Origin of the sequence: Promicromonospora iranensis (assembly GCF_028994775.1) — a bacterium.
GTDB classification, from domain to species: domain Bacteria; phylum Actinomycetota; class Actinomycetes; order Actinomycetales; family Cellulomonadaceae; genus Promicromonospora; species Promicromonospora iranensis_A.
In genome coordinates this window covers 518,809-541,331 of sequence record NZ_JAJQMN010000002.1, presented here as the reverse complement: position 1 = coordinate 541,331, position 22,523 = coordinate 518,809, and the positions used below count along the sequence as shown (strand labels likewise).

Sequence of the window (22,523 nt, the reverse complement as noted above, 5' to 3'; positions counted from 1 at the left end):
AGACCAGAGGAGGTGGGTAGACACATGCGTCAGTACGAAATGATGGTGATCCTGGACCCGGAGGTCGAGGAGCGCACCGTTGCCCCGTCGCTCGACAAGTACCTGTCGGTCATCACGACCGAGGGTGGCTCCGTCGACAAGGTGGACATCTGGGGGCGCCGCCGTCTGGCCTTCGAGATTCAGAAGAAGTCCGAGGGCATCTACGCCGTGGTCGACTTCACCGCGACGTCTGCCACCGCCAAGGAGCTGGACCGTCAGCTCGGCCTCAACGAGGTCGTGCTCCGGACCAAGATCCTGCGCACCGGCGACAAGTGAGTCGTCCGAACTGAACCCTCCTGCGCCCGCGCGAGTGTCAGTGGCTCGTGGTTGCATTCACCACGGACTAGATGCCGCGTACGGAATGTCGACTGAATCGAGGAATTGGCATGGCTGGTGAAACTGTCATCACAGTGATCGGGAACCTTACCGGGGACCCGGAACTGCGCTTCACCCCTTCAGGTGCTGCGGTTGCCAACTTCACGGTGGCGTCGACCCCGCGCACCTTCGACCGCCAGAGCAACGAGTGGAAGGACGGGGAAACCCTGTTCATGCGCTGCTCGATCTGGCGTGAGGCCGCGGAGAACGTCGCGGAGTCGCTGACCAAGGGCACGCGCGTCATCGCGCAGGGTCGCCTGGTCCAGCGCTCCTACGAGACCCGTGAGGGCGAGAAGCGCACCGTCGTCGAGCTGCAGGTGGACGAGATCGGTCCGTCCCTGCGCTACGCCACGGCCAAGGTCACCCGGGCCCAGCGGTCCGGTGGTGGCGGTGGCTTCGGTGGCGGCGGCGGTGGTGGCTTCAACGGTGGCGGCGCCCAGCAGGGCGGCGGCTCCGGTGGAGGATTCAGTTCTTCCGGTGGCGGTCAGAGCAACGACGACCCGTGGGCCACGGCAGGCCCGGCGTCGTCTGGTGGTTCGTTCTCGGACGACCCGCCGTTCTGACCGGCATCCCCCCGTTCATCTTTTTTGCTCGCACGGCCCGCCAGGCCGGGTGAGCAGCACCTGACAAAGGAGCAACACCATGGCAAAGCCTGTGGTGCGCAAGCCCAAGAAGAAGATCAACCCGCTGAAGTCGGCGAAGATCCACAACATCGACTACAAGGACACGGCGCTGCTGCGCAAGTTCATCTCCGACCGTGGAAAGATCCGTGCGCGTCGCGTCACCGGTGTCTCCGTGCAGGAGCAGCGTCAGATCGCGAAGGCCGTGAAGAACGCCCGCGAGATGGCCCTGCTGCCGTACACGTCCACGGCTCGCTGAGGAAGGGATCGAGAACAATGGCAAAGCTGATCCTGACCCACGAGGTGACCGGCCTGGGTGAGCCCGGCGACGTGGTTGAGGTGAAGGACGGGTACGCCCGTAACTTCCTCATCCCGCGTTCGCTGGCGACGCCCTGGACCAAGGGCGCCGAGTCCGACATCAACGCGATCCGCAAGGCTCGTAAGAGCCGCGAGATCGCATCGCTCGACGAGGCGAAGGCCCTGGCTGACTCGCTGTCGGCCAAGCCGGTCGTCGTCGCGGCGAACGCCGGCCCCGGTGGCCGTCTGTTCGGTGCGGTGACCACGGCGGACATCGCCGGTGCGGTTGTCGCTGCCGGCGGCCCGTCGGTCGACAAGCGCAAGATCGAGATCGGTCAGTCCATCAAGACGACCGGCGACTACACCGTGTCGATCCGCCTGCACCCTGAGGTGTCGGCCAAGATCGGCGTGAAGGTCGTCGCCGACTGAGCTAGCGCTCGGTCGATCGCCTGATCGCGAGAAGGCCCCGGATCCCCAGAGGGATCCGGGGCCTTCTGCTGCCCGGACCTCGTGCGGTCGGCACTACGAGTCGGGGAGCACCGCCGCCTCGTCGGCTACCAGTGCGTCCAGCGTCAGCGCTGCTGTCCAGGAGAACTGGCGGGTCCCTCGGCCGGTTCCGGTGTCGGGATCCACGTACTCGGGAAACCCCTCCGGCCTGGCGACGGCGAACTGCTCGAGCAGCCGCGACGCGACGTCGACACGGCCCAGCGCCCGGACGGCGCGCAGCAGCAGCCACGACGTGTTGAACCATGCGGGCCCTCGCCAGTACAGGGCGGGGTCGAAGGCCGGATCGTCACGGGCAGTGCTGGGTAGGAACGGTCCGCCGCCCAGGAACCCTGAGCCGGTGAGCGTCAGCAGCAGCTGCTCGGCCCGGCCCGCCGCCAGGGCTGCGGGGCCTCGCGCCAGCAGCAGCGGGACCAGGCCGTTCACGGTCGACCGGGACACCTGGGCGCCCGTGGTGTCGTCGAGCGCGACGTAGAGCCCGAGCGATTCGTCCCAGAGGTGCTCGTCCATGGCGGTGATCAGGCGCGCCGCGGTTGCCTCGTGCGCGGCACCGCCCCCGGCGTCGGACAGCGCGTCGGCCATCCTGGCGAGGGCGAGCTCCGAGACGGCCAGAGCCGTGGTGAACAGGGGGCAGACCATGGCGAAACCGATGGGGACGTCGTCGGCGCAGCCGGCGTCGCGGTAGGCCTCGGCAAGACGGTAGTAGCGGCGGTAGTCGCGGCTGCCGGGGCGTTCGCCGGACCCGGCGTGCCGCAGGTCCGGACGGCGGATGGGCGTCCGCGCCTCCGGAGGTATCCGTGCGAGCGCGACGTCCCAAAGGGGTGAGTTGTCCGTGCCGGTCTCCCACGGGTGCTTCGCCACGGGAAGGCCGACTCCGCCCGCGCGGGGGCCGAGGAGGTACTCGTGCCAGCGCGCCAGCCGCGGGTACACCCGGGCGAGGAAGTCCTCCCGTGCGGAGCCCGCCGGGTCGGCGCAGTGCACCAGCCACGCGGCCCAGGCATGGACGGGCGGCTGCACCAGCCCTGAGGTGGGAGCCCGCCAGAAGTCGGCTCCGGGTGCGTACTCGTCGTCGCGTGCGACGTCGTAGACGATCTGCGGCACCCGCCCGTCAGGCCACTGGGCGTCGAGAAGGGTGTGAAGCTCCGCCCGCGCACGAGTCGGCTCGCGGTGCCGCGTGCCGATCGCGATGAACGCCGAGTCCCAGCTCCACTGGTGCGGGTACAGCCCCGTGGCGGGGACGGTGTACCGGCCGGTCCAGTTCGTGTCGAGGACGCGTGCGGCGGCGACGGCGGCGTCTTCCTCCAAGTCCTTGTGCACCTTTCGACAATAGGTTAGACATAAGTGCCAGATCCACTCGCTCGATGACGAGGAGACGCCATGTTCCGGCACAACCGGGCGGACGCGGTCCGCCTGACGATCGCAGCTTCGACGGCCGCCGCCGCGGCCCTCACGCTCGCCGCCTGCGGTAGTGGCGGACCCGAGTCGGACGGGATGATCACCGTCTGGACCGTCGAGACCCAGCCCGAACGCCTGGCGATCCAGGAGGATGCCATGGCTGCCTGGTCCGAGGAGTCGGGCGTCGAGACGGATCTGGTGCCGGTCGAGGAGGACCAGATCTCCCAGCTCCTGTCGGCGGCCGCGCTCTCGGGCGACGACATGCCGGACGTCGTCAACGCGATCAGCCCCGGACTCGTCCGGGCCTTCGACCGGGACGGCTACCTCGACCGTGACGCTGCGACCGAGGTGGTCGAGTCGCTCGGGGAGGACACGTTCACGCCGTCGGCCCTCGAGCTGACCAGTGACGGCGACGAGCTGCTCGCCGTGCCCTCCGACGCGTGGCCGATGCTGGTCTACTACCGCACCGACCTCTTCGAGCAGGCCGGCCTGGAGCCGCCTGCCACCTATGACGACCTGCGCACGGCGGCCGAGCAGCTCACGACCAAGGGCCGGCACGGGATCACGCTGGCCACGGACGCGGCGGACCCGTTCACGCAGCAGACGCTGGAGTTCCTGGCGCAGGGCAACGGGTGCGAGCTCGTGGACGACGCCGGCGAGGCGACCCTCGACAGCCCGGAGTGCACCGAGACGATCGAGCTCTACGCCGACCTGGCGAGCGAGTTCTCGCCCGACGGCACGCAGGGCGTCGAGTCCACGCGCTCCTCCTACTTCGCCGGGCAGGCGGCGATGACCGTCTGGTCCTCGTTCCTGCTGGACGAGATGGCCGGCCTGCGGGAGGAGTTCACGCCGTCCTGCGACGAGTGCGCGGCCGACCCGGGCTGGCTCGCGGAGAACACGGGTGTGGTCCCGGTCGTGGAGGGGCCGTCGGCGGGCGGTGAGGCCGCCGGCTACGTAGAGCTCGTGTCGTGGGGCATCACCGACGGCGCCGACCCGGAGACCACCGATTTCGTGGAGTACATGATGTCCGACGCGTACGTGGACTGGCTGTCCATGGCGCCCGAGGGCAAGGTCCCGCTGCGCACCGGCACGGCCGACAGCCCCACCGAGTACACCGACGCGTGGTCAGCCCTGGAGATCGGCGTCGACTCCAAGAAGACGTTCTCCGACGTCTGGCCCACGGAGGTGACGGAGGCCCTCGCCGCAGCTCCCGACTCGGCGGACCGCTGGGCCCTGCCGCAGGGCCAGGGCGCGCTCCTGGGCCCGATCACGAGCGAGCTCCCGCTCGCCAAGGCGGCGGCCGACCTCGGGTCGGGCGGTACGGACGCGGCCGAGGCGCAGACGACCATGCAGGACGCCGTAGCCGACATCGCGGGCCGCGACTGACCCTCGTCGGTCGCCAGCGCGACCGTTGCGGCCACGTGTCTGTCCGAGGCGCAACGGTCGCGCCCACACCAGAGAAGCGCGCGGAGTGAGGAGGAGGCCGGATGGCGTCGAAGCTACGGCGGCACGAGAACCGCGACGGGATCACGCTCGTCCTGCCGGTGGTCCTGGTGGTGGCCGCGATCATCGTGGTCCCCATCGTGTGGACGGTCGTGCTGTCCTTCCAGGACGCGCGCTACGTGGACGTGGCGCGCAACGGGCTGTTCAACGAGCTGACCCTCGACAACTACGCCGACGTGCTCACCGCGCCGGCGTTCTGGCAGGCGCTGCTGACGACCGTCGAGTACTCGGTCGCGACCACCGTCGGCTCGATCGGCGTGGGCCTGGTCGCGGCGCTCGCGTTCCGGGACAAGTTCCGGTTCCGGGCGCCGCTGCGTGCGGTGATGCTGCTTCCGTACGTCGCACCCGTCGTCGCGACCACCTTCGTGTGGCAGGTGGCGCTGAACCCGCAGTACGGAGTGGTGAACGCGTTCGGCACACAGGTGCTCGGCTGGGAGCACCCGGTCAACTTCCTCGCGTCGGCGCCCACGGCGCTCCTGACCGTCATCGCCTACGACATCTGGCGGTACTTCCCGTTCGCGTTCATGTTCCTCGGTGCGGCCCTGACGGGCCTCAGCCGCGAGATCGAGGAGGCCGCGGTGGTCGACGGCGCCACACCGCTGCAGAAGTTCTGGTTCGTGGTGCTGCCCCAGCTGCTGCCGACGGTGGCCCTGCTGGTGCTCTTCCGCATGGTCATGGCGTTCAACGAGTTCGACGACGTCTACCTGCTCACCGGTGGCGCGGCCGGCACCCAGGTGGCGTCCGTGCGGGTGTTCGAGCAGCTCACCGGGTCGAGCGACATCGGGGGTGCGAGCGCCACCGCCGCGGTGATGGCCGTGTTCCTGGGCGTCGCGCTGGCGATCTACCTGCGCCTGACGGCGAAGCAGAGGGAGGCGCGATGAGCGCGGTGACCGTCCAGACCGGCGTGCTGCGGGTGCTGCGCGTCGTGGTGATCGTGGCGCTCGTGGTGGCGACCGTGGTGCCGTTCGTCTACATGCTCTCGCTCAGCTTCGTCCGCATCGACGACCTGCTGCGCGAGCCGCTGCGGGTGCTGCCCGCGCTGGACCGGATCACCACCGAGACGTACCGCGAGGTGCTGGCCTCGGAGGAGGACGGCGGGTACGGGTTCGCGCGGTTCATGCGGAACTCCGCGATCGTCGCCGTGTCGGCGTCGGCCCTGACCGTCGCGCTCGTGGTTCCGGCGTCGTACGCCCTGACGCGTCTGCGGTTCGCCGGGCGCTCGCAGATCTCGTGGCTGTTCCTGGCCGTGTACCTGTTCCCGACGATCATCATCGCGGTGCCGGTGTTCGTCGGGTTCCAGGTGCTGGGGCTCGGGTCGTCCCTGGTGGGTCTCGTCATCGCGTACGTCGCGCTGACGGTGCCGGTCTCCGTGCACATGCTGCGCAACTACCTGGCCGGCATCCCGGAGTCGATCGACGAGGCGGCGGTGATCGACGGTGCCTCGCGCTTCCAGATCCTCACCCGCATCACCGTGCCGCTGGCTATGCCGACCATCATGTCGACGGCGCTGTTCTCGTTCATGATCGCGTGGAACGAGTTCCTGTTCGCGCTCCTGTTCCTGTCCGCCAAGCAGGACCTGTGGACGGTCTCGCTCGGGCTGACCCGGCTCGCCGACGGGCAAGAGGTGTCGAAGACGGTCCTCATGGCGGGCAGTGTGCTCCTCACGGTCCCGATCGTGATTCTGTACGGGGTGGCCGAGCGCGCCCTGACCGAGGGGCTGACGGCCGGCGCCGACAAGGGCTAGCGGTAGACAAGGACTGAGGCACAACGTGGCAGCAGGCGCGGGCGAGATCCTGCAGCTCATCCGGAGCGGCCGGGCGACCACCCGCATCCAGGTGCTGGAGGTGACGGGGCTGTCCCGCGTCACCGTGGCGCAGCGGATGGACGCCCTCGTGGCGGCCGGCATCATCCGTGCGGCGGGCGACGCGGGTGCGACCGGGGGACGGCGTTCCGAGCGGTTCGTCTTCGACCCGAGCGACTCGCTGGTGCTGGTCGCGGCGCTGGAGCTGGGTGCGGGCGAGCTGGCGCTCGTCGACCCGCACGGGGCCTTGGTGGCCCGGACGCCGCTGGCCGTGGACCTCGCGGCGGGGCCGGACGTCGTCGTGCCGCAGGTGCTCGACGGGTTCGACGCACTGCTGGCCGACGCCGGGATCAAGCCGGCCGCCGTCGGCGGTGTGGCGCTGTCCGTGCCGGGGCCCGTCGACCCGCACGACCATCGACTGTCCGATCCGCCGGTCATGCCGGGCTGGGGCGGGTGGCCGGTGGTCGAGGCGGTGCGCGAGCGGTTCGACGTGCCGGTCCACCTCGAGAACGACGCCGACGCGATGGCGTACGGCGAGTTCACGGAGCTCGGCGTGCGGCGGGACGGCCGGCCGCAGCCGTTCGTGCTCGTCAAGGTGTCCGAGTTCCTCGGGGCGGGACTCGTCATCGACGGCCGCACCTATCGGGGCACCGACGGCGGCGCGGGCGACATCGGACACGTCGACGTGGGTGGTGACGCCGTCTGCCGGTGTGGCCGCCGGGGTTGCCTCGCTGCCGAGGCGGGCGGAGCGGCGCTGTTGCGTCGTCTGGGGGCGGCCGGGGCCGACGTCGGCTCGCTCGCCGAGCTGCGCGCGCTCGCCGAGCGCGGTGACCCGCTCGTGACCGCGGAGCTGGACCGCGCCGCCGAGCTGATCGGGCGGGTGCTGGCCGTGGTGGTCGGGGTGCTGAACCCCGCGGACATCGTGGTGGCCGGTGAGCTGGCGGTCTCGACGATGATCGCCGGGATCCGTGCGGGCGTGTACGCGGGGGCGCAGCCGCGATCGACCGAGCGGCTGCGGATCCGCCCGACGGTGCTGGGGCCCGACGCCGTGCTCGTGGGACTGGCGCGGGTCGCCGTCGACCACCGGTTCTCGGCCGAGGCGGTCGACGCCCGACTGGGCTGACGCCCGGCTATTGGAGGCACCCTCAGTGCGGGTGATCTTCGTGGCTTTACTGAGTTGTGATCAATAGAAGCGTTCCACCGGGCACCTCCCGCCGGTACCTTCAGCGCAGACGCCCGAGATGACGGGCTTCGTGCTCGCCAACGGCGGCGGGCCCGGCGGACAGTGGCGCCGGTTGGACAACTTTTTCGCGGGGCAGCGACGCCCGCGGAGCGAGAGGCGAACCGATGACGCAGTTGCACGCATCCCGAACACCAAGGTCAGGGCGCGGACCTACGATCATGACGGCTCTGGGCGTGGCCGTGCTGCTGGCCGGCACGATCGCAATCACGGCCCTCATGCTCCTGTTCCAGGGAAGGGTCGCCGACGGCGCGGATCGCCTGGCCGACGGCGCGGGCCAGCTGAACGACGGCGTCCAGGCTGACCTGGTCTCCGGTGTCGGCGACCTGGGTGCCGGGGCGACGGACCTGAACGCGGCCGTGCAGGACGATGTGGTCCCCGGTGTCGAGAAGCTCGCTGACGGGGCCGGGCAGCTCGATGCCGGTGCCGGCGAGCTGCGTGCCGGTGTGATCAAGCTGCACGACGGGTCGAAGAAGATCGCGGACGGGACCGCCGAGACGGCGGAGGACGTGGCCGATCTGGCCGACGCGTCGCTGCTGCTCACGGCGGGATCGACGAAGCTGAACGACGGCCTCGGCACGCTGAACACCAAGGCGCCGACGCTGGCCGACGGCGCCGAGCGCCTTGCGGGTGGCTCGGCGCTGGTGCAGGCCGGTGTCGTCAAGGTCACCGACGGTGTGACTCCGCTCGACGCGGGCGCCAAGAAGCTGGCAGCGGGAGCGGGTGACCTGGCCGAGGGTGCTGCCCTGGCTGATGACGCCGCGGCGCAGCTTGCCGCAGGCGCAGGGGAGATCTCCGCCGGCGCCTCGCTAGCAGACGATGCTGCTGCGCAGCTCGCCGACGGCTCCGCGCTCGTCTACAGCGGCAACCAGACGCTGAACGGCGGACTGTCCCAGCTGGCGGGAAACAACAGGACGATTCTGGACGGGACCAGCGCGCTCCAGACTGGTGCCGCCACTCTGGCCACAGGAGCTGCGACCGTCGACGCAGGCGCCGACCAGCTCGACGCCGGTCTGCAGCAGCTCGACGCCGCCGCGCCGTCGCTCGCAAAGGGCGCTGCCGATACGGCGGCGGGCGCCCAGAGCGTGGCGACAGGCGCGGCGCCCGTGGCCGACGGCGCGGCTGCGGCACAGGAGGGCGCACAGACGCTCGCGACGAAGCTCGACGGACTCGTCGGCGGTGCGCAGCAGGTGCAGGGCGGAAACCAGGCTCTTCAGGCGAAGTTGACGGAGCTTGCCGGGGCGACCGAGGACCCCGCCCTCAAGCAGCAGCTCGAGGGACTCGCGGCGTCGGCCGGCGGGCTGGCCGCCGGAGCCGGGCAGGTCGCGACAGGAGCCGGTCAGGCGAAGGACGGCGCGGCAGGCCTCGGCACCAAGCTCGGCACGCTCTCGGCAGGGGCGTCGGCCGTTGCGAACGGATCGGCGGCCGTGGCCAAGGGGGCCGGACAGGTGTCCGTTGGCGCCCAGCAGGTCGCCTCGGGCATCGACACCCTCTCGGACGGGGCCGGCCGCCTCGCCGCAGGTTCGGAGCAGGTCAAGGTCGGTAGCGCCACACTCCAGGGTGGGGTCGGCAAGCTCGCTCCCGGAATCCAGCAGTACGTGGCGGGTGTCGGGTCGGCGTACGCGGGTAGCTCGACGCTGGTCGCGGGTGCAGAGCGCCTCGCTGACGGCAACGCCGAACTGGCGGGCAAGACACCTGCGCTTGCGGCGGGTGCTGCGCGCCTGGCCGGTGGCAACGCTGATCTCGCGGCCAAGACGCCTGAGCTGGCGGCAGGTGCCGAGAGCGTCGCCTCCGGCAATGCTGCGCTTGCGGAGGGCACAGGCACGCTCAAGGGTCGCCTTCCCGCGCTGCTCTCCGGCGCGACGCAGGTCTCCGAGGGCAACGCCGAGCTGGCGTCGCAGACACCAGCGTTGGTCTCCGGCGTCAGCCAGCTGCACACCGGATCCGGGAAGCTCGTCGACGGCATCATCGAGGTGCGCGACCGCGTGGTTCCTAAGGTCGAGAAGTCGCAGCGCCTGGCCGACGGGTCCGTCAAGGTCCGCGACGGGCTCCAGGATGCTCGAAAGGGCACCCGCACGCTCGTCAACGGCACCGGCGCCCTCGACGACGGCACGCAGAAGCTGGCCGGTGGCGCCGTCACCCTGGCCGATGGCACGCAGCAGCTCGCCGACGGCTCTGCCAAGCTGGCGGACGGCACCACCGAGGTAGCGTCCGGTACCGAGCAGGTGTCCGACGGTAGCGGCCTGCTCCGCACCAGCGTCGACGGGTTCCCGGTGGCCGGTCTCGGCGTCGGCGTCATCGTCATCGCCGCACTCGCTGCACTGACCGCGCTCGCCGGCCTGATCCTGCTGAACCGGCGCCGCGCCTGATCAGCACCGGTCGGCGCTGAACGCCGCAGGTCACCACACGTCGCCGGGGCAGAGCCAACCGCTCTGCCCCGGCGATCGCGCGTCCGTCAACGATCGCGTGTTCGACGACGGTCGCGTCAGGCGACGCTCACAGCTCGGCCAGCATGTTCGACATCCGGTCGATCTCCGCCATCTGGTCGGCGGCGATGTTGGTGGCCAGCTCGAGCACCCGCTCCTCGCTGCCCGAGCCCGCGACCTCCTCGCACATGGTCAGCGCACCCTCGTGGTGCTTGATCATGCTCTCGAGGTACAGCCGGTCGAACTCCGCTCCGGATGCCTTCTCGAGCGCCACCATCTCGGCGTCGGTCAGCATCCCCGGCATGTCCTCGGCGTCGTGCTCGTGCTCCGGGGCGCGTGGGCCGGAGCCGTCGCCGCCCTCGGCGGTCAGCGGCACGGGGTACTCGTTCTCCTCGAGCCAGCTGGACATCAGGTCGATCTCGCTGTCCTGCACCACGTCGATCCGGCTGGCGAACTTCTTCAGCTGCTCGGAGTCGCTCCGCTCCGGTACCAGTACCGACATCTCGATCGCCTGTCCGTGGTGCAGGATCATGTCGCTCAGGAAGTCGGCGTCGGCCTTCGAGAACGGCGCCTGAGCAGGCCCGCCCTCGTAGTCCTCGGGCGCGATCGTCTCGGTCTTCTCGCCGGGTTTCCCCGGCTGCAGGACGACGGAGCTGGGCGTCGACACGGCTTCCGGCTCGTCGCCCGACCCGGTGCAGCCGGCCAGGCCGAGCGTGAGCGGCACCAGAACGACCAGGCCGGACGCGACACTGCGGAGGCGCGATCGTCGGGCGGTACCTGTCAGCATCTCCACGGGGCGATCCTCTCGTACGCGCTGTCGCGTCTCGGTCGAGCCTCGACAGCTGGTTCCACGTGACGATCCTGCCAGGCAATTTGTCACCACTGTGTAAAACGCTCACCAATTTCCTGGTGCTGGGAGAACCCTGTGGGTCAAACTGCGACTACCGACCTAGGAGGTGTGACGCCCTTGCGTCGTCCAACCTTGACCCGATCGCACATACGGGGCGCCGCTGCAGCCGCCCTCGCAGCGACGCTCACGGCAGGAACTCTCGCCGTCGCGGCACCGAGCCTGGCATCGCCGGGCGATGGTGCGGCCGAGCAGTCCATCACGAGCACCACGACGTCGACGTCCTCCGTCGACCCGGACGTACCGCCGGGCGAGACCGAGTCGTCGAAGATCACTCACCTGAGCAACCAGCCCAAGAACGGAGCGCTGCTGAGCACCGGCTCGGACCTCGCGTTCCAGGGCAAGTACGCGTTCGCCGGCAACTATGACGGCTTCACCGTCTACGACCTGTCCGACCCGGAGAACCCGGAGCAGGTGGTCCAGGTCCACTGTCCCGGTGGCCAGAACGACATCTCGGTCTACAAGGACATCCTGGTGCTGTCCACGGACTCGTCGCGCAGCGACGACTCGTGCGAGTCGACCTCGATGCCGGCGACCGAGAAGGCGGCCTGGGAGGGCATCAAGGTCTGGGACATATCGAACCCGCTCGAGCCGGAGTACGTCCAGTCCGTCGAGACGGCGTGCGGCTCGCACACCCACTCCCTGGTGCCGTCGAAGAACAAGCGGGACCTGTACGTGTACGTCTCCTCGTACTTCCCGTCGGAGACGTACCCGGACTGCCGGCCCCCGCACGACACCATCTCGATCGTGAAGGTTCCGCTGCGCTCGCCGGAGTCGGCTCGCATGGTCTCGACGCCGAACCTGTTCCCCGACGGCGGCTACGAGGGTGACGACCGCGGGTCGTACACGGAGACCACCGGGTGCCACGACATCACCACCTACGCCAAGTACGACCTGGCTGCCGGTGCGTGCATGGGCGACGGCCTGCTCATGGACATCTCGAACCGTGAGCGCCCGCGGGTCATCGACCGGGTCCGGGACACCGAGAACTTCGCGTTCTGGCACTCGGCGACCTTCAACAACGACGCCACCAAGGTGGTCTTCACCGACGAGCTCGGCGGCGGTGGCCTCGCGACCTGCACCGACGAATACGGTCCGACGCTCGGTGCCAACGGGATCTACGACATCAAGCGCAAGTGGTTCGGCAAGAAGGACCTCGTCTTCAAGTCGTACTACAAGATCCCGCGCATCAACTCGGAGAACGAGAACTGCGTGGCGCACAACGGGTCACTGATCCCGGTGGCGGGCAAGGACCTCATGGTCCAGTCCTGGTACCAGGGCGGCGTGTCGGTGTTCGACTTCACGGACTCCCGCAACCCCCGTGAGCTGGCGTGGTTCGACAGAGGCGAGGGCATCAGCAGCGGTGGCACTTGGTCCACGTACTACTACAACGGGTACGCCTACTCGAACGACCTGGGCATCGGGTTCGACACCTTCGACATCGACGACTCGATCGACCGGAAGGCCGAGAAGGTGCGGCTCGGATCGCTGAACCCGCAGATGCAGGAGCCGTTCGGCCGCTGACCCGCCCGTGCCAGCAGCCCGCGCCGCTTCGGCGCATCGTCTGCCCGACGACGCCCGGGGTGCGTTCCGTACGGAACGCACCCCGGGCGTCGTCGAGCCAGCGTTGTGTCGCTTAGGGCAATTGTCACCACTGTGTAAAAAGTCGCCGGAGTCCTGGTACTGAGAGGTTCCTGTGAGTCACACTGCCTCAACCGACCTAGGAGGTGTGACGCCCGTGCGTCGTCCAACCTTTACTCGATCTCGCGCCCGGGGTGCCACCGGTGTCGCCCTGACAGCGTTCTTCGCTGCGGCGGCCGTGGCACTCGCAGGGCCCGTCGCGGCATCCGTCGCGGAGCCGGACGTGCCGCCGGGTGAGACCGCGTCCCTGAACATGACCCATCTCAGCAACCAGCCCAAGAACGGCGCGTTGCAGGGGACGGGCTCGGACATCGCGTTCCAGGGCAAGTACGCGTTCGCCGGCAACTACGACGGCTTCACCGTCTACGACCTGTCGGACAAGGAGAACCCGGAGCAGGTGGTCCAGGTCTCCTGCCCCGGCTCGCAGAACGACATCTCGGTCTACAAGGACATCCTGGTGCTGTCCACGGACTCGTCGCGCAGCGACGACTCGTGCGAGTCGACGTCGATGCCGGCGACCGAGAAGGCGGCGTGGGAGGGCATCAAGATCTGGGACATCTCCAACCCGCTCGCCCCGGAGTACGTCAAGTCCATCGAGACCGCGTGCGGTTCGCACACGCACTCGCTGGCCCCGTCCAAGAACGGCCGTGACGTCTACGCGTACGTGTCGTCGTACTCGCCGAACGCGACGTTCCCGGACTGCCAGCCGCCCCACGACATCATCTCGATCGTGAAGATCCCGGTGAAGCAGCCGACGTCGGCGAAGCTGGTCGGCACGCCGAACCTGTTCCCGGACGGCGGCTACGAGGGTGACCCCACCCGCCGCGCCTCCACCACGAGCGGCTGCCACGACATCACCACCTACGCCAAGTACGACCTGGCGGCCGGTGCGTGCATGGGTGACGGCATCCTGATGGACATCAAGGACCGCGAGCGTCCCCGCGTGATCAGCCAGGTGCGGGACACGGAGAACTTCGCGTTCTGGCACTCGGCCACGTTCAACAACGACGCCACCAAGGTGGTCTTCACCGACGAGCTCGGCGGTGGCGGTCTCGCGACCTGCACCGGTGAGTACGCGCCGGAGCTGGGTGCCAACGGCATCTACGACATCAAGCGCAAGGGTAAGAGCACGGAGCTGGCCTTCAAGTCGTACTACAAGATCCCGCGGATCAACACGGCCGCCGAGAACTGCGTGGCACACAACGGCTCGCTGATCCCGGTCAAGGGCAAGGACCTCATGGTCCAGGCCTGGTACCAGGGCGGTGTCTCGGTGTTCGACTTCACCGACTCGGCCAACCCCCGCGAGGTCGCCTGGTTCGACCGTGGCGAGGGTCTGAGCAGTGGCGGTAGCTGGTCGACGTACTACTACAACGGGTACGCCTACTCGAACGACCTGGGCATCGGGTTCGACACCTTCGACATCGACGACTCGATCGACGGTCCGGCGGAGAAGGTGCGCCAGAAGTCGCTCAACCCGCAGATGCAGGAGTCGTTCGGCCGCTGATCCGGCACACCGCCGATCCGGCACACCGCCGATCCGGCACACCGCTGACCGGCTCTGCGACACGACGGCGCCTGGGTCACCTTCCGCGTGGAAGGTGACCCAGGCGCCGTCGTCTCACACGCTGTCGGGCGCCGTGCTGAGCGCGGCCCTGGCGCCTTCGGGGGTTTGTATGGGAACCTCCCGGACATGACACCCCAGGACTCGGCGACCGAGGAGACCACCCCGCCGTCGGGCAGCGTGCCTGAGTCGGAGGAGACGGCGACGGCGCCCGGGTACGACCTGCGGCGCCGCCTCCGGCTCATGGGGGCTGTGCTCGCCGGCGGGCTCGCCGTCGTGCTGGCCCTGCTGCTGTGGCTCGGTGTGCTGGTCCCGGCCAAGCAGGAGGCCGCGGGGTACTCGGACGCGGACGCCGCCTACGCCGCCGTGGCGATTGAGCACAACGCACAGGCGGTCCAGCTGACGGCGCTCGCTCCGGGCCGGTCCACCGACGACGAGGTGCTCGCCCTGGCGGTCGAGGTGGGCGAGGCTTCGGCCGGCCGCGTCCGCGAGCTCGCCGACTGGCTCGAGGCGCGTGACATCCCGGTGCCGACGGCGGGCCGGGAGGCGCTCGCTCTGGCCGAGGACGGTCTGGACACCGAGCTGCCCGACGACGGCAGCGGTCCCCGGTCGGGCGCCAGCGCGCACTCGCACGAGGGCGGGAACCACGGCATGCTCACCGACGAGCAGGTGAACGGGATCGCCGCGCTCCAGGCGCAGGACTTCGACATCGCGCTGCTCGCTGCGCTCGTCGAGCACCACTACGGCGGGCTGCAGCCGGCCGACGAGGAGATCACCGAGGGTGAGGACGCCGAGGCGATCGCGCTGGCCGAGGCCGAGGCCGATGCGATCCGTGTCGAGGTGGAGAAGGTCCGGGACGTGCTCGCCAACATCGGGGGTCCGGGCTCCAACGACGGATCGGGGTCGTAGCCGGGCCGAGGAGCCCGTCGGTGGTCAGGGCGCGGTGACGAAGATGTCGAAGAGCTCCGGGTGGTGGCCGTGCACCAGGACGGCGAACACGACGGCGTCGAACAGCAGGTGCACCGCCACGACGTAGCTGAGCGACTTGAACTTCGCGAAGATCCAGCCCTGGACCAGCGCGAACGGCACGGTGAGCAGCGGCCCCCACTCGCGGTAGCCGAGCTCCCACAGGAACGACACGAAGATCATCGACTGCAGCAGGTTCGCCTGCCACATCGGGAAGTGCTTGCACAGCAGGGCGAACACGATGCAGATGAAGAACAGCTCGTCCCAGATGCCGACGGCGTTCACCCCGACGAACAGCCGCCAGATGTCCTGCGACCCGTTCAGGTCCGGCCAGTTCAGGTACGCGCCGGAACCCAGGAAGTAGAACGGCAGCAGCACGTACCCCAGGGCCACCACGGCGGCGAGGTAGACCCACTGCCCGCGGGTCCAGCGGCGCCCGGTCAGCACGGGGAACTGGATGGTGTCCTGCTTCAGCACGAACCGGGACAGCGCCCACGGCACCAGCACCGACCCGCCGAGCGCGAGCGTGAAGCGCAGCATCCCGGCGTCGGACAGGTCCGCCTCGAGCGAGATCAGCGAGATGATCCCGAGCCCCACGCCGATCAGCGCCAGGTCACGGCCCAGCGCACGGTCGGCCCACACACCCAGCGCTATGCCCAGCACCAGGGGCACGTATGCCACCGGCCGGATATGGATGGCGAAGAGCAGGATCGCCGATGCCGACACGAGAAAGGCGGCGGTCAGACGCGCTGGGCCGACGAGGGAGGCCGGCAGAGTGGAGGTCACGGGGACGAGACTCCCACATCCCGGACCTTCCGTGTGGCGGCCCGTGCTGTGGTCACGTCAGGCGGTCGAACTCGCCCCTCGTCCACGCCGCGTGCCGTTCCGCGGAGCGCAGCACGATCGCCCGGGCGTCGGTCGGGATGACGCCGTCGAAGTTGTTGTAGAGCCGGTCGAACCCGAAGCGCCCCACGTGGTGTGCCACCCGCTGGGCCACGGCTCCTGACAGCGGGATCTGGTTCGGGTAGCTGCGCATGAACGACACCGACGTCCGGTCCGGGTTGGCGAAGATCGTGTCGCCGCTCAGCAGCACGCCCCTCCCCGCCGCGCCGGACGACCAGTGCGCCACCACGGAACCCGGGAAGTGTCCACCGGGCTGGCTCAGTGTGATGCCGGGCAGGATCTCGCGGTCGCCCTTCCACAGCTCGACGGCGTCGTCCGGCCGGGCGAGCCAGCCGGCGTCGGCCTCGCTGACCAGTACCGGGACTCCGCCGAGCCGGCGGCTCCACTCGACCTGCACCCCGTACATGTGCGGATGGCTCGCCACGATGTACGCGAGCCCGCCGAGCTCACGGACGGCGTCGACGGCCGTGTCGTCGAGGTAGCCCGGGACGTCGAACATGAGGTTCCCGGCCGCGGTCCGGGCGATCTTCGCGGTGGGCCCGATGCCGACGTCGGGCACCGTGGTGAGGCCGAACAGGTCGGGTTCGAGCTCCCTGATCCTGATGCTCTGCCCCGCGGCGGTGAGCTCCTCCAGCGTCGTCCAGTGCTGCCCGTCGGCGGGTACCCACTGGCGTTCGTCGGCGCAGATCGCGCACACGTCGGGCCGGGACTCGTGCTCCACGCCGCACGTGCGGCAGATCCAGAACGTCATGCGACAGCTTCCCCTCGTTGGTTCCCGTCGTCGGCCGGTGCTCCGTCACGATGCGCCCGTGCGGCGGCCGTGTCCAGCGATTCCGCCCGGATGCGAAAATTTTCGGTGGTCCGTACGGCGTGGCGCATCGGCGTGTCAGCATGTGAATCGATTCATATTGTCGCCGGACCTGGCGTGGGGCAGACATGGTCCTTACGCTCGTGACCGCTCCTACAACGTTGTAGGAGCGTCTTTCTCAAGGAGGAGTGACCATGGCACCAACGTCACAGCGTCGCCCACGGCTTCTGGCCGCAGGAGTCGCAGCACTGTCGGTAGTCGTCTCCCTGCTCGCCGCACCGGGGGTCGCGGCCGCGCCCGGCGGCACGGCGTCCGGGAACACCGCGACGGGCGCGACGTCCAGCGGCACGACGGCGACGGCCGCGCAGGCCGCGGCCTGCGGCGACGGCGCCGATGCCCTCGTCACGGGGAGCCAGTCGTCGGGCTTCACCACCACCTATCGGGGCCGGACCGTCTATCAGGGCGAGTACTACGTCACCGCGATCCGGGAGGGGATCGGCGCCCTCACCCCAGGGCGTACCAGCCAGGAGAAGGTTTCGGTCATGGCCAGCGCCTGGACCGGCAACAATGCGATCGACCTGCCGAGCAACACGGCGTTCGAGGTGTGCGGCACCATGGACGTCGGAAATGTCTCCGGACGGGGCGCGATCCAGGCCGTTGGGGTCCGCAACGTCTCCATCCCGCACCTGAACATGACCGGGGCGCCGTACTTCGGCATGCGGTTCGCCGACGTGCACGGCCTGCACCTGGGCCAGATCAACCTGCGGATGAGCGGTGGCCTCGGCATCCGGTTCGAGCGAGACCTGCCCGGCAGCACGGATGTGCGCATGGACAACGTCTACGTCTCGGGCACCGGCAACCACGGCGTCGAGACCTGGAACGTGGACGGGCTGCGGATCGGCACCGTCACCGCGCGCAACGTCGCCTATGCGGGGCTCCTCCTGAACAACACGCGCAACGCGACGATCGGCACGGTCGACGGCGAGAACGTCGGCACCGGCACCGGCTACGCGACGTTCCGCATGGCCAACACCAACGGGCCGGGCATCACCGTGGACCGCGTGCGGTCCCGTGGGGGCGCCCGGGGTGTGTTCTGCGTGTCCAACTCGCGGGGCGCACGGATCAACAGCGTCGACCTGGCGAACAACGGCAACAACTCGGTCCTCATCGAGAACTGCTCGGACATCACCATCGGCGGCGGCACGGTCAACGGGGGCGGTGAGGTGCGGCTCGCCGCGCGCACCGAGTTCCCCAACAACCGGAACATCAACATCACGCTCCGGGTGGACAACACCTCCGTGCGCGAGTCGCCGTGCGGCGAGAACACCAACTGGTACCTGAGCGGGAACGGGGCACGCAACATCTGCTGACCCGCCGGGCACTGTGATCGACTCCGCCTCGAGACGGAAGCGGCCATGCCCCCGGAGTTCCTACTCTGGGGGCATGGTCATCGCCCCCGCCCAGCCAACCGCTCGGCAGCCGGACACCGAGCGGTCCGACGTCGGGCGACCCATCGCGCCCCGCTCGGACCTGGGCCTCGCCGCCCGATTGCTCGACTGGTTCGGTGTCGACTCCGACTGGGAGCGGGTGCCGGCCGGCCGGGACGCCTACCGACGGGACCTGTGGCTCGGTGCCGGGTTCGCGGTGTTCTCGGCGGTCTCCGTCGAGCTGGGCCGCAGCATGGGATTCTTCGAGAACGTGCGCGAACCACTGTGGCTCGTCTATCTGCTCGGGGTGGCCGGCACGGTTCCACTGGCGTGGCGCCGCCGCTACCCGCTCGTGTCGTTGGTGCTCGTGTACGGGTTCTTCCTCGGCCTCGGCCTGACCATCCCGGCGATCACGGTGCTCATGCCGCTGCAGGTGATGTACTTCGTCGCGCTGTTCACCGCCGTGGCCTGGGCACGGGACCGGCGCGCGATGCTCGTGGTCGTCAGCATCTGCGTGCTGGTGATGTTCACCTGGCTGATCTGGATGTTCGCGGTCCAGCAGGGTATCGAGACGATTCTCGACGAGTACCCCACCCCTGCGGACTGGCCTGGCCTGATCGACCCCTACCTCGCCAGCAGCGCCTACCAGCTCATCATGAACATCGCGTACTTCGGCGGCGCCGTGGTCGCGGGTCAGATGCAGTGGAACGCGGCCCGGCGGCGGCGGCAGCTCGCCGACCAGACGGTGACGATCGAGCGGCAGGGCGCGGCCCTCACGGACCAGGCGATCGTGGCCGAGCGGTTGCGCATCGCGCGCGAGCTGCACGACGTCGTCGCGCACCACGTGTCCGTGATCGGCATCCAGGCCGCCGCCGCCCGCCGGGTCCTGGACCGCGACCCGGCCCGCGCCGCGGAGGCGCTGGTCACCATCGAACGCGAGTCGCGCGAGGGCGTCGCCCAGATGCGGAACCTCGTCGGCACGCTTCGCTCCGTGCCTGACGGCGGCCCGGCCGGGTCGGCGGGGGCGGACCCTGCCTCCCGGGCGCCTGAGCCCGGGCTCGCCGACCTGCCTGCCCTGACCGCCGCGGACCACGACGGCCTGGACACCACGTTCCGGCAGGTCGAGGAACCGCCGGGCGCGGCGGCCGATGTGCCGGATCCCATGGGACTCAGCCTCTACCGCACCGCCCAGGAGGCGATGGCGAACGTCCGGAAGCACTCGACCGCCCGGTCCGCGACGGTCACTCTGCGTGTGGTGCGTGATCCCGGGGCGCTGGACGGGCCGCAGTTCGAGCACGGCTTCGCCGAGGTCGAGGTGCTCGACGACGGGCGCCCTCGCCGTGGGACGTCCGGCTCGGGCCTCGGGCTGCTGGGCATCCGGGAGCGTGCCGCGACCCACCAAGGGGTGGTCGAGATCGGGCCGCGGGCGACCGGCGGCTACCGCGTCCGGGTGCGGCTGCCGCTACCCGCGCCCGACCCCCTCGCGGGGTCCGGTGCCGCACCGGCCACGGCAGAGGGCCCGGCGGCCCTCGTGGAGCCGGTGGCCCCTGTGGAGCCGGTGGCGTCAGCCGCGCCGGCCGCATCGCCGGAGGCGACCCGATGACGCGCGTGCTGCTGGTCGACGATCAGGCCCTGGTGCGCTCGGGCTTCTCCCTCATCCTCTCGGTGGAGGACGACTTCGAGGTGGTCGGCGAGGCCGGTGACGGCGCCACCGCGATCGAGCTGACGCGCGCGCTGCGGCCCGACATCGTGCTCATGGACGTGCAGATGCCTGTCATGGACGGCATCGAGGCCACGCGCCGGATCGTCGCGGAGGACCTCGCGAAGGTGCTCGTCCTGACCACGTTCGACCACGACGAGTACGTGTTCGACGGGTTGGCGGCCGGGGCGTCCGGGTTCCTCCTGAAGAACTCCGACGCGGAACACCTGGTGGAGGCGGTGCGGACGGTGGCGGCCGGCCATGCGCTGCTCGCACCGCAGATCACGCGGCGGGTGATCGAGCAGATGGTGGCGGGCGAACGGCAGGTGCCCGCCGAGCGGGGCACGCCGGTGGAGCGGAGCTCGTCGGCGGAGCCCGTCGAGACCCCTGCCGTGCGGCAGCAGATGTCGGCCCCCGCCGGCCTCGCACTCCTGACCCCACGCGAGCGTCAGGTGCTGGAGCTGGTGGGCACCGGGCTGTCGAACGCGGAGATCGCCTCGACGCTGTACCTCGGCGAGGCGACGGTGAAGACCCACGTCTCGAACGTGCTCGCCAAGCTGCACCTGCGGGACCGGGTCCAGGCGGTGGTTCTCGCCCACCGCCTGGGCCTGGTGTGAGACGAGGGACCGGCCGGTGCGCCCGGTCAACTCTGTATAAAGGAATACCCGAAACCAGTAGGGTTACCCAGTCCCCCGTCGACGACGACTCTGGAGGCCCCCGTGAACTCCCTCGTCCTGGCCGTCATCGGTATCGCGCTGATGATCGCCGGATACCTGCTGTACTCCAAATTCCTCGCCAAGAAGGTCTACCGGCTCGACCCAGCCTTCACGACCCCCGCGCACGAGCTGAACGACGGTGTGGACTACGTCCCCACCAACAAGTTCGTGCTCTGGGGCCACCACTTCACGTCCGTCGCCGGCGCCGCCCCCATCGTGGGCCCCGCCGTCGCCGTGATCTGGGGCTGGCTCCCCGCGGTCCTGTGGGTCACCATCGGCACCATCTTCTTCGCCGGCATGCACGACATGGGTGCCCTCTGGGCATCGCAGCGCCACAAGGGCCAGTCGATGGGCATGCTGTCCGGCAAGTACATCGGGCCTCGTGGGCGCGCCCTGTTCCTCGTGGTGATCTTCCTGCTGCTGCTCATGGTCGTCGCCGCCTTCGCGGTGGTCATCAAGAACCTGCTGATCAGCACGCCGTCCTCGGTCATCCCCGTCTGGGGTGCCATCCTCGTGGCCCTCGTGATCGGCCAGATGATCTACCGCTGGAAGATCAACCTGCTGCTCACCACGATCATCGGGGTGGTGGCGCTGTACGCGCTGATCATCGTCGGTGACGCGAACCCCGTCGTGCTGCCCGACCCGATCCTCGGCATGACGCCGGCGACGTTCTGGATCGTCGCGCTGTTCGTCTACGCGGGCATCGCATCCCTCCTTCCGGTGTGGGTGCTGCTGCAGCCGCGCGACTACATCAACGGCGTCCAGCTCTTCATCGGCCTGGGCATCCTGTTCGGCTCGGTCCTGCTGTCGGCGCCGGCGATCGTGGCCCCGGCGATCAACCACAACGTCCCGGAGGGCACACCCCCGCTGGTCCCACTGCTGTTCGTGACGATCGCCTGCGGTGCCATCTCGGGCTTCCACGGCATGGTCTCGTCCGGCACGTCGGCGAAGCAGCTCGACAAGGAGACCGACGCCCGGTTCGTCGGCTACTTCGGCGCGGTCGGCGAGGGGCTGCTCGCGCTCGGCGCGATCATCGCCGCCACGGCCGGCTACCGGACCCTTGCCGACTGGGAGGCTGTCTACACCGCGTTCAACGAGGGTGGCGTGGCCGCCTTCGTCGAGGGCGGCGGCAACATCCTCAACGCCGGTCTCGGCATCCCGCTGGGTCTGTCGGCCACGATCCTGGCCACCATGGCCGTGCTGTTCGCGGCGACCACCATGGACACGGGGATGCGCCTGCTGCGCTTCGTCGTCCAGGAGGCCGGCGAGCTCGCACGCGTCAAGATCGGCGGCACCGTCGGCACGCTCATCGCGCTCGTCATCGCCGTCGGGCTGGTGTTCAGCCTCGGCGCCGACGGCGAGGGCGGCATGCTGATCTGGCCGCTGTTCGGCACCACCAACCAGCTGCTGGCGTCCCTGACGCTGTCGGTGATCGCGGTGATCCTGCTGCGCAAGAGGATCAACCCGTTGCCGGTCATGATCCCGCTCGCCGTGGTCATGGTCATGTCGATCTACGCGCTGATCATCCAGCTGGGCACGTTCTACGCCGAACAGAACTGGCTGCTGCTGGTCCTCGACGTCATCATCCTCATCGCCTCCCTCTGGGTCGCGCTGGAGGCATTCATCGCCATGGGCAAGGCTCGCCGTGGTGTGGACGACGACGCCGAGCAGCCCACCGCGAGCGTCGAGGGCTGA

The 22,523-nt window shown here is 69.6% G+C and carries 20 protein-coding genes; 16 read left to right on the top strand and 4 right to left on the bottom strand.

The window, feature by feature from the left end; genetic code table 11:
* The first annotated feature begins 24 nt into the window (after positions 1-24).
* The 4 genes from rpsF to rplI all read left to right on the top strand — a co-directional run bounded on the left by rpsF (position 25) and on the right by rplI (position 1,760).
* The gene (gene rpsF / locus LUU90_RS05195; RefSeq protein ID WP_207775488.1) at positions 25-315 is read left to right on the top strand and encodes a 30S ribosomal protein S6; all 291 of its coding nucleotides are present in this window, start codon (positions 25-27) and stop codon (positions 313-315) included.
* Between the two features lie 110 nt (positions 316-425).
* Positions 426-977 (top strand): single-stranded DNA-binding protein, encoded by a 552-nt coding sequence (locus LUU90_RS05190; protein WP_275002227.1) that lies wholly within the window; start codon positions 426-428, stop codon positions 975-977.
* A gap of 79 nt (positions 978-1,056) precedes the next feature.
* Positions 1,057-1,293, top strand: coding sequence for a 30S ribosomal protein S18 (gene rpsR, locus LUU90_RS05185; protein WP_116673133.1), 237 nt, complete (start codon positions 1,057-1,059; stop codon positions 1,291-1,293).
* Between the two features lie 17 nt (positions 1,294-1,310).
* Positions 1,311-1,760 (top strand): 50S ribosomal protein L9, encoded by a 450-nt coding sequence (gene rplI / locus LUU90_RS05180; RefSeq protein WP_275002225.1) that lies wholly within the window; start codon positions 1,311-1,313, stop codon positions 1,758-1,760.
* Between the two features lie 93 nt (positions 1,761-1,853).
* On the opposite strand, the gene LUU90_RS05175 is transcribed toward rplI, so the two are convergent.
* On the bottom strand, positions 1,854-3,152 hold the full coding sequence (locus LUU90_RS05175; protein WP_275002224.1) for an amylo-alpha-1,6-glucosidase: 1,299 nt from the start codon (positions 3,150-3,152) through the stop codon (positions 1,854-1,856).
* A 60-nt stretch (positions 3,153-3,212) separates the two neighbouring features.
* Between LUU90_RS05175 and LUU90_RS05170 the strand changes: the two genes are divergently transcribed.
* From LUU90_RS05170 to LUU90_RS05150, 5 genes are all read left to right on the top strand, one after another.
* Positions 3,213-4,616: an ABC transporter substrate-binding protein gene (locus tag LUU90_RS05170; protein ID WP_275002223.1), complete on the top strand. Its 1,404-nt coding sequence runs from the start codon at positions 3,213-3,215 to the stop codon at positions 4,614-4,616.
* Positions 4,617-4,717: 101 nt separating this feature from the next.
* On the top strand, positions 4,718-5,614 hold the full coding sequence (locus LUU90_RS05165; protein ID WP_275002222.1) for a carbohydrate ABC transporter permease: 897 nt from the start codon (positions 4,718-4,720) through the stop codon (positions 5,612-5,614).
* Entirely contained in the window at positions 5,611-6,477 is an 867-nt protein-coding gene (locus LUU90_RS05160; RefSeq protein WP_275002221.1) for a carbohydrate ABC transporter permease, read from the top strand. Before LUU90_RS05165 ends, LUU90_RS05160 begins: the two co-directional genes overlap by 4 nt.
* A 25-nt stretch (positions 6,478-6,502) precedes the next feature.
* Positions 6,503-7,657, top strand: coding sequence for an ROK family transcriptional regulator (locus tag LUU90_RS05155; RefSeq protein ID WP_275002220.1), 1,155 nt, complete (start codon positions 6,503-6,505; stop codon positions 7,655-7,657).
* Between the two features lie 278 nt (positions 7,658-7,935).
* Positions 7,936-10,143 (top strand): hypothetical protein, encoded by a 2,208-nt coding sequence (locus LUU90_RS05150; protein ID WP_275002219.1) that lies wholly within the window; start codon positions 7,936-7,938, stop codon positions 10,141-10,143.
* A gap of 127 nt (positions 10,144-10,270) precedes the next feature.
* Here the strand turns inward: LUU90_RS05150 and LUU90_RS05145 are convergent, their stop codons facing one another.
* On the bottom strand, positions 10,271-10,987 hold the full coding sequence (locus LUU90_RS05145) for a DUF305 domain-containing protein (RefSeq protein ID WP_275002304.1): 717 nt from the start codon (positions 10,985-10,987) through the stop codon (positions 10,271-10,273).
* 195 nt (positions 10,988-11,182) lie between these two features.
* Here LUU90_RS05145 and LUU90_RS05140 point away from each other — a divergent pair, with 195 nt between their 5' ends.
* From LUU90_RS05140 to LUU90_RS05130, 3 genes are all read left to right on the top strand, one after another.
* Positions 11,183-12,631 (top strand): LVIVD repeat-containing protein, encoded by a 1,449-nt coding sequence (locus tag LUU90_RS05140; RefSeq protein WP_275002217.1) that lies wholly within the window; start codon positions 11,183-11,185, stop codon positions 12,629-12,631.
* A gap of 295 nt (positions 12,632-12,926) precedes the next feature.
* On the top strand, positions 12,927-14,252 hold the full coding sequence (locus LUU90_RS05135; RefSeq protein ID WP_275002216.1) for an LVIVD repeat-containing protein: 1,326 nt from the start codon (positions 12,927-12,929) through the stop codon (positions 14,250-14,252).
* Positions 14,253-14,438: 186 nt separating this feature from the next.
* Positions 14,439-15,218, top strand: coding sequence for a DUF305 domain-containing protein (locus LUU90_RS05130; RefSeq protein WP_275002215.1), 780 nt, complete (start codon positions 14,439-14,441; stop codon positions 15,216-15,218).
* 24 nt (positions 15,219-15,242) lie between these two features.
* Here LUU90_RS05130 and LUU90_RS05125 read toward each other — a convergent pair whose 3' ends face one another.
* Positions 15,243-16,061: a CPBP family glutamic-type intramembrane protease gene (locus LUU90_RS05125; protein ID WP_275002214.1), complete on the bottom strand. Its 819-nt coding sequence runs from the start codon at positions 16,059-16,061 to the stop codon at positions 15,243-15,245.
* A gap of 52 nt (positions 16,062-16,113) precedes the next feature.
* Entirely contained in the window at positions 16,114-16,929 is an 816-nt protein-coding gene (locus LUU90_RS05120; RefSeq protein ID WP_275002213.1) for a hydrolase, read from the bottom strand.
* Between the two features lie 251 nt (positions 16,930-17,180).
* Between LUU90_RS05120 and LUU90_RS05115 the strand changes: the two genes are divergently transcribed.
* From LUU90_RS05115 to LUU90_RS05100, 4 genes are all read left to right on the top strand, one after another.
* Positions 17,181-18,356, top strand: a complete 1,176-nt coding sequence (locus LUU90_RS05115) for a hypothetical protein (protein WP_275002212.1) — start codon at positions 17,181-17,183, stop codon at positions 18,354-18,356.
* Positions 18,357-18,429: 73 nt separating this feature from the next.
* Positions 18,430-20,016, top strand: a complete 1,587-nt coding sequence (locus tag LUU90_RS05110) for a sensor histidine kinase (protein ID WP_275002210.1) — start codon at positions 18,430-18,432, stop codon at positions 20,014-20,016.
* A complete protein-coding gene (locus LUU90_RS05105) occupies positions 20,013-20,729 on the top strand; it encodes a response regulator (protein WP_275002209.1) in 717 nt (238 codons plus the stop codon). Before LUU90_RS05110 ends, LUU90_RS05105 begins: the two co-directional genes overlap by 4 nt.
* A 102-nt stretch (positions 20,730-20,831) precedes the next feature.
* Positions 20,832-22,523: a carbon starvation CstA family protein gene (locus LUU90_RS05100; RefSeq protein WP_275002208.1), complete on the top strand. Its 1,692-nt coding sequence runs from the start codon at positions 20,832-20,834 to the stop codon at positions 22,521-22,523.

What these genes read in the sequence shown, in the direction of transcription:
- LUU90_RS05145 (WP_275002304.1), bottom strand. Translation starts at nt 10,987, where the DNA reads ATGCTGACAGGTACCGCCCGACGATCGCGCCTCCGCAGTGTCGCGTCC.
- LUU90_RS05170 (WP_275002223.1), top strand. Translation starts at nt 3,213, where the DNA reads ATGTTCCGGCACAACCGGGCGGACGCGGTCCGCCTGACGATCGCAGCT.
- LUU90_RS05130 (WP_275002215.1), top strand. Translation starts at nt 14,439, where the DNA reads ATGACACCCCAGGACTCGGCGACCGAGGAGACCACCCCGCCGTCGGGC.
- LUU90_RS05190 (WP_275002227.1), top strand. Translation starts at nt 426, where the DNA reads ATGGCTGGTGAAACTGTCATCACAGTGATCGGGAACCTTACCGGGGAC.
- LUU90_RS05110 (WP_275002210.1), top strand. Translation starts at nt 18,430, where the DNA reads ATGGTCATCGCCCCCGCCCAGCCAACCGCTCGGCAGCCGGACACCGAG.
- LUU90_RS05165 (WP_275002222.1), top strand. Translation starts at nt 4,718, where the DNA reads ATGGCGTCGAAGCTACGGCGGCACGAGAACCGCGACGGGATCACGCTC.
- LUU90_RS05160 (WP_275002221.1), top strand. Translation starts at nt 5,611, where the DNA reads ATGAGCGCGGTGACCGTCCAGACCGGCGTGCTGCGGGTGCTGCGCGTC.
- rpsF (WP_207775488.1), top strand. Translation starts at nt 25, where the DNA reads ATGCGTCAGTACGAAATGATGGTGATCCTGGACCCGGAGGTCGAGGAG.
- rpsR (WP_116673133.1), top strand. Translation starts at nt 1,057, where the DNA reads ATGGCAAAGCCTGTGGTGCGCAAGCCCAAGAAGAAGATCAACCCGCTG.
- LUU90_RS05120 (WP_275002213.1), bottom strand. Translation starts at nt 16,929, where the DNA reads ATGACGTTCTGGATCTGCCGCACGTGCGGCGTGGAGCACGAGTCCCGG.
- LUU90_RS05150 (WP_275002219.1), top strand. Translation starts at nt 7,936, where the DNA reads ATGACGGCTCTGGGCGTGGCCGTGCTGCTGGCCGGCACGATCGCAATC.
- LUU90_RS05115 (WP_275002212.1), top strand. Translation starts at nt 17,181, where the DNA reads ATGGCACCAACGTCACAGCGTCGCCCACGGCTTCTGGCCGCAGGAGTC.
- LUU90_RS05105 (WP_275002209.1), top strand. Translation starts at nt 20,013, where the DNA reads ATGACGCGCGTGCTGCTGGTCGACGATCAGGCCCTGGTGCGCTCGGGC.
- rplI (WP_275002225.1), top strand. Translation starts at nt 1,311, where the DNA reads ATGGCAAAGCTGATCCTGACCCACGAGGTGACCGGCCTGGGTGAGCCC.